17 protein-coding genes are annotated in these 13,312 nt (G+C 40.3%); 7 read left to right on the forward strand and 10 right to left on the reverse strand.

The window, feature by feature from the left end; genetic code table 11:
• Window positions 1–79 precede the first annotated feature (79 nt).
• Window positions 80–205: a hypothetical protein gene (locus PN471_RS04030; RefSeq protein ID WP_271775761.1), complete on the reverse strand. Its 126-nt coding sequence runs from the start codon at window positions 203–205 to the stop codon at window positions 80–82.
• Between the two features lie 16 nt (window positions 206–221).
• Here PN471_RS04030 and rplJ point away from each other — a divergent pair, with 16 nt between their 5' ends.
• Together rplJ and rplL are read left to right on the forward strand one after the other, a co-directional pair.
• Window positions 222–773 (forward strand): 50S ribosomal protein L10, encoded by a 552-nt coding sequence (rplJ, locus tag PN471_RS04035; protein WP_271775762.1) that lies wholly within the window; start codon window positions 222–224, stop codon window positions 771–773.
• An 86-nt stretch (window positions 774–859) separates the two neighbouring features.
• A complete protein-coding gene (gene rplL, locus PN471_RS04040; RefSeq protein WP_271775763.1) occupies window positions 860–1,249 on the forward strand; it encodes a 50S ribosomal protein L7/L12 in 390 nt (129 codons plus the stop codon).
• Window positions 1,250–1,323: 74 nt separating this feature from the next.
• Here rplL and PN471_RS04045 read toward each other — a convergent pair whose 3' ends face one another.
• From PN471_RS04045 to PN471_RS04085, 9 genes are all read right to left on the reverse strand, one after another.
• Window positions 1,324–2,844 (reverse strand): NAD(P)H-hydrate dehydratase, encoded by a 1,521-nt coding sequence (locus tag PN471_RS04045; RefSeq protein WP_271775764.1) that lies wholly within the window; start codon window positions 2,842–2,844, stop codon window positions 1,324–1,326.
• 56 nt (window positions 2,845–2,900) lie between these two features.
• Entirely contained in the window at window positions 2,901–3,656 is a 756-nt protein-coding gene (locus tag PN471_RS04050) for a hypothetical protein (protein WP_271775765.1), read from the reverse strand.
• A gap of 103 nt (window positions 3,657–3,759) precedes the next feature.
• Complete coding sequence (locus PN471_RS04055) at window positions 3,760–4,752, reverse strand: pentapeptide repeat-containing protein (protein ID WP_271775766.1); 993 nt, start codon at window positions 4,750–4,752, stop codon at window positions 3,760–3,762.
• 76 nt (window positions 4,753–4,828) lie between these two features.
• The gene (locus PN471_RS04060; RefSeq protein WP_271775767.1) at window positions 4,829–5,776 is read right to left on the reverse strand and encodes a hypothetical protein; all 948 of its coding nucleotides are present in this window, start codon (window positions 5,774–5,776) and stop codon (window positions 4,829–4,831) included.
• A gap of 461 nt (window positions 5,777–6,237) precedes the next feature.
• On the reverse strand, window positions 6,238–7,236 hold the full coding sequence (locus tag PN471_RS04065) for an aspartate carbamoyltransferase catalytic subunit (RefSeq protein WP_193891529.1): 999 nt from the start codon (window positions 7,234–7,236) through the stop codon (window positions 6,238–6,240).
• Between the two features lie 183 nt (window positions 7,237–7,419).
• Window positions 7,420–8,769: a magnesium transporter gene (gene mgtE / locus PN471_RS04070; RefSeq protein WP_193891531.1), complete on the reverse strand. Its 1,350-nt coding sequence runs from the start codon at window positions 8,767–8,769 to the stop codon at window positions 7,420–7,422.
• Window positions 8,770–9,064: 295 nt separating this feature from the next.
• A complete protein-coding gene (locus PN471_RS04075) occupies window positions 9,065–9,592 on the reverse strand; it encodes an NAD(P)H-quinone oxidoreductase subunit J (protein WP_193891533.1) in 528 nt (175 codons plus the stop codon).
• Window positions 9,585–10,322 carry an NADH dehydrogenase subunit K gene (locus PN471_RS04080; RefSeq protein ID WP_271775768.1) on the reverse strand — a complete coding sequence of 246 codons (738 nt, stop codon included), beginning with the start codon at window positions 10,320–10,322 and terminating at the stop codon, window positions 9,585–9,587. Before PN471_RS04080 ends, PN471_RS04075 begins: the two co-directional genes overlap by 8 nt.
• Complete coding sequence (locus tag PN471_RS04085; RefSeq protein WP_027404721.1) at window positions 10,313–10,675, reverse strand: NAD(P)H-quinone oxidoreductase subunit 3; 363 nt, start codon at window positions 10,673–10,675, stop codon at window positions 10,313–10,315. The genes PN471_RS04080 and PN471_RS04085 overlap by 10 nt, the downstream gene beginning before the upstream one ends.
• 262 nt (window positions 10,676–10,937) lie before the next feature.
• On the opposite strand from PN471_RS04085, the gene PN471_RS04090 reads away from it, so the two are divergent.
• From PN471_RS04090 to PN471_RS04110, 5 genes are all read left to right on the forward strand, one after another.
• Window positions 10,938–11,282, forward strand: coding sequence for a rubredoxin (locus tag PN471_RS04090; protein ID WP_168466460.1), 345 nt, complete (start codon window positions 10,938–10,940; stop codon window positions 11,280–11,282).
• 123 nt (window positions 11,283–11,405) lie between these two features.
• Window positions 11,406–12,425: a photosynthesis system II assembly factor Ycf48 gene (locus tag PN471_RS04095; protein ID WP_271775769.1), complete on the forward strand. Its 1,020-nt coding sequence runs from the start codon at window positions 11,406–11,408 to the stop codon at window positions 12,423–12,425.
• Between the two features lie 176 nt (window positions 12,426–12,601).
• A complete protein-coding gene (gene psbE / locus PN471_RS04100) occupies window positions 12,602–12,850 on the forward strand; it encodes a cytochrome b559 subunit alpha (protein ID WP_015081483.1) in 249 nt (82 codons plus the stop codon).
• 9 nt (window positions 12,851–12,859) lie between these two features.
• Entirely contained in the window at window positions 12,860–12,997 is a 138-nt protein-coding gene (gene psbF, locus PN471_RS04105) for a cytochrome b559 subunit beta (RefSeq protein ID WP_010997987.1), read from the forward strand.
• A gap of 9 nt (window positions 12,998–13,006) precedes the next feature.
• Complete coding sequence (locus PN471_RS04110; protein ID WP_015081482.1) at window positions 13,007–13,126, forward strand: photosystem II reaction center protein L; 120 nt, start codon at window positions 13,007–13,009, stop codon at window positions 13,124–13,126.
• Window positions 13,127–13,312: the final 186 nt, after the last annotated feature.

Raw genomic sequence — 13,312 nt, forward strand, 5'->3', positions numbered from 1 at the left:
GGTGACAGGTGACAGGTGACAGGTGACAGGTGACAGGTAACAGGTAACAGGTGACAGGTGACAGAAAATAGAGTAAGAACTAAGAACTGACAACTAACAACTGACAACTGACAACTGACAACTGACAACTGACAACTAACAACTGACCACTGACAACTAACAACTGACAACTGACAACTAACAACTGACCACTGACAACTGACATTGGAGGTGAGATAAGTATGGGAAGAACGTTAGAAAACAAGAAAGAGATAGTGGCTGATCTCAAGGAAAGCTTGAGTAAGTCAACTTTAGCACTGGTAATTGATTATCAGGGGCTAACTGTTGCTGAAATCACCGATTTGCGTCGGCAACTCCGTCCTAGTGGTGCTATTTGTAAGGTGACAAAAAACACCTTTATGGGCATTGCGATTAAGGATCAGGAACAATGGCAGCCAATGTCAGAATTACTGAATGGTTCTTCTGCATTCCTGTTAGTTAAAGAAGATTTATCTGCGATTAAAGCTTACCAAGCATTCCAAAAAGCTACCAAGAAAACAGAAATTCGTGGTGGTGTGATGGAAGGTCGTGTCCTGAGTGAAGCTGATGTTAAGGCTCTAGGAGACTTGCCGTCTAAGGAACAACTCATGGCGCAAATTGCTGGAGCTATCAATGGTGTAGCTACCAAGCTGGCTGTTGGTATCAACGAAGTTCCCAGTTCCTTGGCTCGCGCCTTAAAAGCTGTTGCTGAAAAAGAAAATAGCGATAGTTCTGAAAGTGCTACCGAAAGTTAGTTGTAGTCAGTGAAAATTAACTACTGACCAATGACAACTAAATAACTAAAAACTCACAAATCAAACATTCTTTAGGAGTTATATCCATGTCTGCTGCAACCGAACAAATTTTAGAACAATTGAAATCTTTGACCTTATTAGAAGCTTCTGAATTGGTTAAGCAAATCGAAGAAGCTTTTGGTGTTAGTGCTGCTGCTACTGGTGGTGGTATGATGATGATGGCTGCTCCTGGTGCTGCTGCTGCTGAAGAAGTAGTAGAGAAGACCGAATTTGATGCAATTTTGGATTCTGTACCTGCTGATAAGAAGATTGCTGTCTTGAAAATCGTTCGTGAAATCACTGGTCTAGGTCTGAAAGAAGCTAAAGACTTGGTAGAAGCTGCTCCTAAAGCTATTAAGGAAGCTGTAGCTAAGGAAGCTGCTGAGGATATCAAGAAGCGGATTGAAGAAGCTGGTGGTAAGGTAACAGTTAAATAATTGTTATTAGGTAATTGGTGATTGGTAATTGGGAAGAATTTTTTGCCCATTACCTATTACCCATTACCCAATTATTATCCCTTCAAAACTGGCATTAAATATTGTGTGAGTGTAAAGGCATCAACACCTAATTCTGTTCTTGTTTGTGCTGCTAAAATTCCGGCTTGGGAATGCCACCAAGCGGCAGTTGCGACTATATCTTCTATAAAAATTTCTTTATTCATAATTTGCGCTAATAGTCCACCTAATAAACCAGTTAATACATCACCACTGCCTCCACGAGCTAAGGCTGGGGTACTTTCGGGGTTTACCCAAACACCACCTTGAGGATTAGATATGGCTGTTCTTGCCCCTTTTAATAGGACTACAGCGCCACTTTCCTGGGCTGCTGTTTGGATGGCTTTGATCCTGTTTGTGTGGTCAATGTTCGGAAATAATCGCTGAAATTCTCCGGTATGGGGTGTGAGAACGGTGGCTGATTTTCGCTGTTTTAGGGTGGGGATAGTGCCTATTTGTGCCAAAATATTGAGGGCATCGGCATCAAGAATTAGGGGACATTCACATTGAATTATTTCGGGAATAATAGATATATTGTCTTTGGTTAAACCGGGTCCGCAAGCGATCGCCGTAAATGAGTTTAAATTTATATTTTCTGGTAATTGTACACTAGCGATCGCTCCTGTTTCGGTTTCGGGACAACCAATAATTAAGGCTTCTGGTAACTGGGAAACTAACAACATTTTTAAGGATTCTGGGACAGCAATTGATAACATTCCTACACCAGAGGATCGCGCACCTAAACCTGTTAAAATTGCTCCACCGGCATAACGCCGAGAACCACAAATTAATAATAAATGTCCTTGTTTGTATTTGTGAGTAATTAGGGGACGGGGTAAAGGTAAGGTGGATAATGCTGTTGTTTGTGTAATCCGTTTGATTTTGGGAATGTTGCCGATCACAGCCTGAATATCTGCGAGGAGAATATCAAAATCAATTAATTCGGCTTTACCAATATAAGGTAATGCTTGTTCTTGTAATAAACCTTGTTTCCATAAACCCAAGCAAAATGTATGGGTTGCTTGAATTGCTGTTCCTAAAACTTCCCCTGTATCTGTATGTAAACCTGAAGGTATATCAATACTAATAATGGGTTGATTTTTGCTATTAAAATAATTAACTGCCGCAGCGATGGAATCAGTAATTTCTCTTTCTAAACCAAAACCAAATAAACCATCAATTAAAAAATCATAACTTGGTAATTGGGAAATTTCTTGATAACAGGGAATTTTTAAACTTTGTGTATATTGGAAATGTTGAGAAGTTAATTCCTTTAATTTAGAAAAAGGTTGATAAATCCAAACTTGATAACCGCGAAAATGCAATTCACGCGCTACTACTAAGGCATCTCCTCCATTATGACCAGGACCAACTAAAATTCCTATACATTTTCCTGGGGAAATAATAGCCTGTAAGCGTTGGCAAATTAGTCCTCCTACTTTTTCCATTAAAGCAGCTACAGGCATTCCCGCTGTAAATATTCTGGCTTCAATTTCCCGCATTTGGTCTGCGGTTACAATAAATTGTTCTTTACTCATTGGTTGATTTTCTTTCTTCTTGCTTCTTTCCTTCTCCTGACTCCTGACTCCTGTTGTTATTTGCCATAATACACTCTAGCATTGCCGTAACCTGAATCCTTTAAATAGCTATTCCATAGTTCTGCTTCTAAGCGATCGCTAAATGGTCCTACAGCTATGTGTAATCCCAATGGCTGACTTCTCCTAAATACATTGATACTGATACTAACTTTTTGGCGAATTTCTGTACCCAAAGAACGTAACCTATTAGTATTACTGGGAATAACTACATAATATGAATTTCTGTTTTCTTGCTGATAATTTTGGGCATTAGATCCAGTATTACCATAAGGTGCTACTACGGATAATTCCGTATTATCAGAATTAACAATTTTTGCGCCAGGAATACCATTCAATTCCAATTCTTTTACTCGTCGTTGAGCATTAGCTTGTCCATTAAAAACGCCAGATTGGATAACTTCACGTCCCTTGTAATTGCGAATATAGGCATTAGTTTCAATTTGCCGAACTCGCTCTAAGACTTGAGGATTATTACTGTCAACATAAACAAAATATCGATCAAATCCTTGATTATATTGACTATATTGTACACCTTGAGATTGATATAATTTTACTGATTGTAACTGCAATAATGACTGCTGGTTGATGGATAGTTCCTGGAGATATGGAAGTGTTCCTTGGGCTAATATGGGAACATTATTAGGTATTTGAGCTTGAACTGAACTATATTCACATAGAAATATCCAACTTGCACTTATCAGTAAAGAAAATATGGGTAAAGAGGCAAAACGACCGACTCTTAAAATAGGCATATTTGTTACCAGCTTTTGCAAAAGTTTTGAGTTTAATTCCAATGTGATAGAATAGTTGAAAGAATTATTAAACTTACGAGATTACTCATAAATTTATTGATTTTTAGTAGCCAATTGTGCCGTCAGGCATTATCGCTTCAAACAAATTTGCACTTGTGAGATTTGTCGTACTAATTTCTGCTCCAAGTAGATTTACCTTGGTTAAATTAGCATCGGTAAAGTCTGTCATAGCCAGACAAGCATATACTAATTCTGCTTCAGTTAGATCAGCTTCGCGGAGATTAGCTCGACTAAAATTAACTTTACTCAGTTTAGCAAAACTGAGGTTTGCTTGGTTCAGCTTGGCTTTAATTAGGATGGCCTCTGGCATGGTCGCACCTTGCAAGTTAGCACCTATTAATTCAGCTTCAGTCAAATTTGCTTTTGTCAGTCTAGCATTTGTCAGATTAGCACCATTTAAATGGGCGCCTTCTAGATTGGTCTCAGTTAAGGTGGTATTTTGTAAAATAGCTCCATTCAGGTTAGCTTCACTCAAGTCCACGCCCCGGAGCATAGCTTCACTTAAATTAGCGCCACTCAGATTCACTTTGGCTAAGTTTGCACCAGTTAAATTAGCACCGCGCAGGTCAGCTTGATGGAGGTTAGCGCCCAGGAGATTAGCAGAATAGGCTCTTCTTTCTTCTCGCAGGTTAGCACCACGGAGACAAGCGCCTGTGAGGTTAGCATTACTCAAATCGGCACCGCGCAAATCAGCACCCATCAAGTTAGCATCCAGCATATATGCTAAGGTTAAATTAGCATTACGCAAATCAGCCCCCTGCAAAGTTGCACCATGCAGGTCAGCATCATGTAAGTTAGCATTTTGTAGCTGTGCTTGAGTTAGGTTGACACCACGAAGATTTGCACGAATTAGATTTGCATTATTGAGAAGAGCCTGATTTAGATAGCTAAAAGTTAGGATGGAGTTACACAAATTTGCCTGATTTAAATTTATACCAATTAAATCTGCATCAAATAGATTTATGTTATTTAAGTTGGCGTTGATAAATTTTGTTTCTCCTTTTTCATATCGGCTCAGAAGTTCTTTGGCATCCATAATAAATATCTCTCAATTATTGTGATAAATTTTCCAAAATCAGAAATAGTTTTCATTCTTTGTCATTAAAGATATCTCAAGCAGGTGGTATTGTAATTTGACAGGTATTGCTGTCATCATCATCATGTTCATAAAAATCATCAATTTGATTTTGTACAGGTTGATCATCAGGATTAGCTGGTGGTCTGGTTTTTTCAGGGGAATACGTGTTCAGCGATTTGGGTGAATTGGGTACTGCTGGTATATCACTATATAAACTACGCACAACTCTGATGATTACACCAGATGCTTGATTATTTTTATCTGGGTCACCTAAAGAGATCACAGTATTCTTAATTTTAGATTCAAGTTCTGCAATGGTTAGACAAGAATCGAATAATTTCTGCAATAAACTATCAAGTTCTTCGGATCTTAGTTTTAACCAGTCCTGTTCATTAAAGGTAAATTTTCTATAAAGTGCGGAAAATAAAATTATTTTTACCCTTAATGGGTTGGTATATCTCATCAAATTTTGCCGCAAATCAAATTGATTATATTGAGATTTTTTTGAACTGATTAGAGATGTGGTTGAGGGATTTGATAATGTTTTTTCAGGATGATGAAATATAGGAATATTTGGGTGAGATTGATTCAATATTATTCGTGTATCTTCCTTGGAATTAGCCTGATTCAATATTATTCCTGTATCTTCTTCATTAGCTTGGTTTAATATTATTCCTGTCTTTTCATTAGAGGTTGGATATAATTTTTGTACTTCTTTAATAATGATACTGGCAATTATGGAATATTGTTTTGGTTTACTAAGACTTTTAACAGCAATAGATAAATTTGCAGTTAAGTGATTTATTGTTGGATTTAAACTAGATAACTCTTGAATTAATTCTTCTAATTTAAATCTATCTAGGGTATCTTGATCATTTTCCCACTCATTTTTACAAGCGAAGAATATTAATTTCTTAATTCGTTTTGAGTTTTCATGCTGTTCTAAGAATTTCACTATTTCATCAAAACTAGATAGGGTCATGATCAGGATATCTCCAGTACAAGTATTCAATAGCAGGAATAGTACCGCAGGGCGGATGTCAAAAGTCAAAACGAAGACAGTATAGGCTTTTTAAGGATTGAGAATGGTTGGTTGATTTATCCCGTTTTGTAATAGTTATAAATTATAGCTGTACTAGCACACTGTTGGGTAGTAAAAATTTTGTATAAGTTTAAAGAAAGAGGTCAAGCACGAGTAGATAGGTACAAATGAAAGGGATTGGAAAATTGAGGATATCCAGATAATTGAAACTGTCACCGTTCGGAGTTCGGAGTATGGCTAACGCCACGCCGCGCTATCAGGAGTCCAAGAGAAAGAAAGAAGAAAATTCCTTCCCTGTCACCTGTCCCCGTGGCGTAGCACCTTTCACCTCCCCTCACAGACAACTTTTTCAGCAAACCCTAAGTATGATTTTTAATCATGCAAGTGCTAGAGTATGATGATTAATTAACTCTACCACTACCGATAAAGTACAAAAGTGCCATCCGCACTGCCACACCGCTAGTTACCTGAGATTGAATTAAGCTAAATTCGGGGTCATCCATCAAATCAGAACTAATTTCTACACCCCGATTTACTGGACCTGGATGTAATACTTTAACGTTAGGTTGACAGAGTTTTAACTTAGGGCGAGTAATACCAAATAGTTGATGATATTCTCGTAAACTAGGTAATAAATGGGCTGTCATCCGTTCTTTTTGTAGACGCAATGTCATTACAAAATCAGCATTTTCCAAGGCTGGTTCTAGTTGCCAATGGGTAAATAATCGGCTGGAGTTTTCTGTACATCCTAAATATTCTGCAAAGAATTTAGGCAATAATGTGGGAGGTGCAGCCAGGTGAACTTCGGCACCACTAGCGATGAGACTCCAAATATTAGAACGGGCTACGCGAGAATGTAAGATATCGCCAACAATAGCAATTTTTTTACCTTGTAATGATTCAATTTTAGGTTGTCCGGGGTCAATTAAACTACAAATTGTGAATAAATCTAGTAATCCCTGAGATGGATGTTCATGTTGTCCATCACCGGCATTGAGGACGCTAACTTTTACACCTAGACGATCCATTTCTTGAGCGATCGCTTGCGGAACTCCTGCATCCTTATGGCGGACTACCATAATATCAGTTCCCATTGCTAAATAGGTTTTTGCGGTGTCAAGAATTGTTTCGCCTTTGGTCATGGAAGATGTGGCTGCGGCAAAGTTGAGAGTATCGGCACTGAGTCTTTTGGCGGCAATTTCAAAACTACTGCGGGTGCGGGTAGAGGGTTCAAAAAATAAATTTGCTACTACCTGTCCTTGTAATGTGGGGACTTTCTTAGTCCGTCTTGATAGTACCTCTTGAAAGGAAGCCGCAGTTTGTAAAACGGCGTTATATTCAGCCGTTGTGAAGTCAGCAAGTGTGAGAATGTGATGACGATTCCAGGTAGTTGTAGGCATATAAGTAGAGGAGTCAGGAGTCGGGAAGAAGAAAGAAGGAGTCAGAAGTTAGTAGGGGCGGGGTTTCCCCGCCCAGGAGTCAGGAGTAAGAAAAGTCTCAAAATTGGGAAAGTGATGCACCTAATTCACCTTTCTAAACTGGAAACCCTTAATTTATTGAGGTTTTCGGTTTATCCAGCAGTTTCAAGATTGTAAGTGAAATACCTTTAAAGCGATAGAAATTATACTGAGGAAGGTTAAAAATCCGATGGTATCTAGCATTGTTGTCACTAAGGGACCACTCATTAAGGCGGGATCTAGTTTTAAATGCTTTAAACCCATTGGTAGCAAAGTCCCTAAAGTCACCGCTACCATTGTATTAGTAGCCATAACTGCCCCAGCGATTAAAGCTACCCATCTTTCTTGGGGTTTAGCCCAAATTAGGGAAAGGGCAACCATTGTCAGCCCTAAAGCTACGGCTGTTCCTAAGCCGGCTAAAAGTTCTTTACGGAGAATTTTGCTAGTGTCTTCGGGTGTTACCTCTCCTACACCTAAACCACGAATAGTGACAGTCAGGGCTTGTATACCTACAGTCCCCCCTGTGTTAGAAAATATGGGCATGATCACGGCAAGAACCGGTACAGCGGCGATGACTTGTTGAAAAGGAGCGATCGCACTGGCAGCACCAATATACAATCCCATAATCCCCAATAACCAAGGCAACCGTTTCCGAATGGTAATATGTGGGGGCGATAAGGCTTCTTCATCACCACTGACCCCTGCCAATTTTTGGATATCTTCTGTAGCTTCTTCTTCTAAAATATCTACGACATCATCAATCGTAATAATACCGACTAATCTATCTTCTCTATCAACCACAGGTATAGCGATTAGATCGTAGCGCTGCATGATGCGGGCGACTTCTTCTTGAGAGGTTTCTGTCCTAACTTTGACAACGTGGGCGCTGGCAATATCTTTAATTAAGACATCAGGAAAGGTAAATAATAGCTGCCGCAAAGAAACAACACTCACTAAGGTGCGATTATCATCAGTGACATAGGCATAGTAAATTGTTTCCTTGTCTTGATCTTGCAAGCGGATTTTACTGAGGGCTTCACCAACAGTTAAACCTCGTCGCAAGCGCACATATTCCGTTGTCATTACCCGCCCCGCAGTCCCTTCTGGATAGCCAAGAATTGTGGCTGTGGCTTGTCTTTGTTCGGGACTGAGTTGTTGTAATAAGCGTTTGACTACTCCCGCCGGCAGTTCATCAAATAAATATGCCCGTTCATCAGGACTCATTTCTTCAACGAGGTCTACTACCTGGGTATCGTGGAGGGAATTAATCAGGTCTTCCTGTACTTCTGTCGGTAAATACTCAAAGACATCTATGGCCTGATCTTTATTGAGTAATCGGAAGGCGATCGCCCTTTGTTTTTCAGGCAATTGAGTGATATACTCACCCACGTCTACTGGCTGCAAACAATTTAGGTCATATTTAAGCCGATTTAAGTCAGCAATATCTAAGGACTTGCGAATTTCCTGTGTAAGCATAATAGAAATCTCCTAAAGTCTCCCCCGCGCTGGGAAACTTTCTCGCCAGCTTAGAGGAGGATACTACTGCCATCTGTTGGACTTTTGTCCATAACCTCTCGTAAAATTGAATATCAACGTGAAAACTAAAAATAGCACCGCTAATTAAAGAGTTTAGCTCGGAATTCAATTTTCCGATACTGTGCGACATTTTAAGCTGAATTTGTCATATCCAGGACGACATAAAAAATATTACCCCTCTCCACAACTGGAAAGGGGTTAATTGTCACCACTGAAAACTCAATTCCAGCAATCCTTAATAAGCGTTTTGTAACTCGTAAAAATCAGGTGAGATATAATCCTTCCGTAAAGGCCAACCTACCCAATCTTCTGGCATCAAAATCCGCTTCAAGTTAGGATGACCTTCATAGACGATGCCATACATATCATAGCTTTCCCGTTCTTGCCAGTCTGCTGTTTTCCAAATCCAGTAAACTGAAGGCACAGAGGGATTCTCTCTAGGTAAAAACACTTTCACCCTAATTTCTTCAGGACGGTCAGCATTATCACTAACTTTAAGTAAATGATAAACACTTACCAATTCTTCTCCTGCACCTAAGTCAATCCCCCCCTGAAATTGGAGATAATTAAACCCATAGGCGTACAAAGCCGTAGAAATGGGAAGGAGAAAATTTGCAGGGACTTTAATTATTTCTACGCCGTTAGCGTCAAATTCTAGAAACTCATGGAAAAAGCCATTTGACCCTAACCATTGGGAAACTTTACCGGGTTGAACTAAAGCTGCTTCCGCTGGGGGAACTGGTTTTGATTCTTCTTCAGCCACTTGCTTGTTTCTCCTTCTGTGTCTTTGCTGTCAATAATCCTGGGGGTACAGCCATACCAATTGCTTCTGTTAATTCTTTGGGCGGATTAAAGCGAGTATCTGACTGCATATACTTACCAGTTAGGATTTCGGGAACTGGCTTCATATTATGAGTTGTGCTGTAGTAACGGTGGACTTGCTTGATATTATTCCGTTCCTGCATGGACTCATTGGCAATTTTTTTCCGCAGTTTAATAATTGCGTCAATAATCGCTTCTGGACGAGGAGGACAACCAGGTAAATATACATCTACGGGAATTAGTTTATCAACTCCGCGCACTGCTGTCGGGGAGTCAACGCTAAACATTCCCCCAGTGATTGTACAAGCACCCATAGCAATCACATACTTGGGTTCGGGCATTTGTTCATAAAGACGCACCAATTGGGGAGCCATCTTCATGGTAATTGTTCCCGCAGTGATGATTAAATCGGCTTGGCGGGGGCTGCAACGGGGAATTAACCCAAACCGGTCAAAATCAAAACGAGAGCCGATTAATGCCGCAAATTCAATGAAACAGCAAGCTGTACCAAACAGTAAGGGCCACAAACTAGAAAGCCGCGCCCAGTTGTAAAGGTCATCAACGGTAGTTAAAATCACGTTTTCTGACAGTTCATGGGTGACTGTCGGCCGTTGTATGGGGTTGATGATTTGCTCTGTGTCCTGGCTGATGATATGAGAATTTAAGACCATTCCAAAGCTCCTTTCCGCCATGCGTAAACTAGGGCGATGATAAGAATCGAAATAAAGACTAGGGCTTCGATAAATGCCAATAAGCCTAAACGGTTAAATGCAACTGCCCAAGGATACAAAAATACTGTTTCTACGTCGAAAACAACGAAGACAAGAGCAAACATATAGTAGCGAATGTTGAACTGAATCCAAGCCCCGCCAGTAGGTTCTAGTCCGCATTCGTAAGTAGTGCGTCTTTCTAGACTGTTACCACTGGGTCTAAGAATTTTTGAGGCTGACAGTGCTAGGACTGGTACTAGGCTACACAGGATGAAAAAGCCTAGAAGGTACTCGTAACCGCTAAGAACAAACACAATGTTTTTCTACCGCTAATGGTGTAAGGGAATAAGCTATCAGTTATCAGTTTTATGACTTGATAGGTGGCAACTAACAACTGTTCAGTGAAATATATGGATAATGTTCTTTTACATTATATCTTTTAGGGTTTTCTGAAATCTGGGCAACAGAGAAGATCCTTGTATTTGAATCCTTTTGATTAGTGATAGAAAAGTCTAGCAATTATGTCATAATTTGTAACGTATATTTAATAATTCCTCTGAAGCGAGACTAAAAGCCATGAGTGAACAAGCTGAACAAGCTATGGAAACTCCAGTGTTAGACCGCTATGAGTGTCGCTCTTGCGGTTATGTTTATGAACCTGAGAAGGGAGACGATAAAAGTGATGTTCCCCCCGGAACACTTTTTGCGGAACTGCCGACAAATTGGCGTTGTCCAGTTTGTATAGCCAAGAAAACTGCTTTTGCGAATATTGGACCGGCGGGTACTGCCTCTGGGTTTAAGGAGAATTTGGGTTACGGTTTAGGTGGTAATACGCTGACACCAACTCAAAAGAACATTTTGATTTTTGGGGCTTTGGCTCTGGGATTCTTGTTTTTCATTAGCCTTTACGGACTACAGTAGCAACCGCTATCTTTGTTTACGAGCAATAGGGAACAGGGAAAAGGGAACAGGGGAGAGAAAAACTTCTCTTTGCAGGGAATTCGACAAAAATCTACCAAATTTAGGAAAACCTCAGTAATACTGATGCACTCAATTGTAAAAAAGTGGCAAAAGTTTGTTGCCGCATTAATAGTAGTTATCGCTTGTATTGGGTGTAGTGGTGTTTCTTCTCTTAGCTACAATCCCTGGCAAGTGATTAATGTTCCCACGGATGCGAAGTTGCTAGATATTGCCTTTACGGGTAATTCTCAACACGGTTATTTGGTGGGTGGTAATGCCACTCTCTTGGAAACTAATGATGGTGGTGAGAATTGGCAACCGCTAAAATTAGAGTTGGATGATCCTCGATATCGCTTTAACTCTGTGAGTTTTTCTGGTCAGGAAGGTTGGATTGCGGGAGAACCTTCTCTACTGCTGTATACGACTGATGAGGGTAAGTCTTGGTCACGGATTGCTTTAAGCGAAAAGTTACCGGGTAATCCAATTGCTGTGACGGCAACAGGCGAAAAGGCGGCGGAAATGGCCACTGATGTGGGAGCTATTTATCAAACTATAGATGGCGGTCAAAACTGGAAAGCCAGTTTGGAGGCGGCTGTTGGTGTGGTGCGAAATTTGGAGCGATCGCCTGATGGCAAGTATATCGCCGTTTCTGCTAAAGGGAGTTTTTACTCTACTTGGGAACCTGGACAAAATGCTTGGCAACCCCATAACCGCAATAGTTCCCGTCGGTTGGAAAATATGGGTTTTACTAAGGATGGACAACTATGGTTGTTAGCACGGGGTGGCCAAGTACAATTTAGTGATCCGACCAAACCAGAAGAGTGGTTAGAGGTACAATATCCAGAGTTGTCCACTAGTTGGGGTTTGCTGGATTTAGCCTACCGCACACCTGAAGAAATTTGGGTCGGTGGTGGTAGCGGTAATTTACTCCGCAGCACTGATGGTGGTAAAACTTGGGAAAAAGACCGTGATGTAGAAACAGTTGCAGCTAATCTTTACAAAATTGTATTTTTTAGCCCTGATCAAGGTTTTATAATTGGCGATCGCGGTGTTTTGCTCAAATATAACCCCAAACCAGAGGCAACAGCGGCCCCAGCGGCGTAATTACACCCCACTAGTACAACACAGCGTCAAAAAAATAGTCATTCTCAATTGACTTTTGACTTCCGCGAAGCGGTACTGTGGATGTATTCGCCAGAAGAAAGTTGTAAATTGTAACTCTGTCTAAACTTTGTAGGATAATAAACTCAATAATAGTTTTTGATAAGGGAGTGAAATAAATGGCAGGTACCACTGGAGAACGTCCGTTTTCTGACATTGTTACCAGTATTCGTTACTGGGTAATTCACAGCATCACCATTCCTGCATTGTTTGTTGCCGGTTGGTTATTTGTCAGCACTGGTCTAGCTTATGATGTATTTGGTACACCCCGTCCTAATGAGTATTTTACTCAAGTCCGTCAAGAAGTGCCAATTGTCAGCAATCGTTTTGAAGCAAAAAAACAAGTAGAAACCTTTATTGGAAAATAATTTGAGATCATGACTAGCGGTAATAACATCAATCAACCAGTTACCTATCCTATTTTTACAGTCAGATGGATCGCGGTGCATACCTTAGCTGTCCCTACTGTATTCTTTTTGGGCGCGATCGCCTCAATGCAGTTTATTCAACGCTAGGAGTTAATCATGGAAAGAACGCCTAATCCCAATCAACAACCGGTTGAATTAAACCGTACCTCTCTCTATCTCGGACTACTATTAGTCTTCGTTCTGGGAATTCTATTTTCCAGTTACTTCTTTAATTAACTGGACTTTTTAACGTCAGTTGCTAGTTAGGTGACAGGTAACAGGTAATAGGTAATAGGTGACAGGTAATAGGTAACAAGTTACAGAAATAATATTCTCAACCGACAACCGACAACTGACAACTGACAACTGACAACTGACAACTGACAACTGACAACTGACAACTGACAACTGACAACTGACACC

The organism is Aphanizomenon sp. CS-733/32, assembly GCF_028330045.1.
GTDB lineage: Bacteria > Cyanobacteriota > Cyanobacteriia > Cyanobacteriales > Nostocaceae > Dolichospermum > Dolichospermum gracile.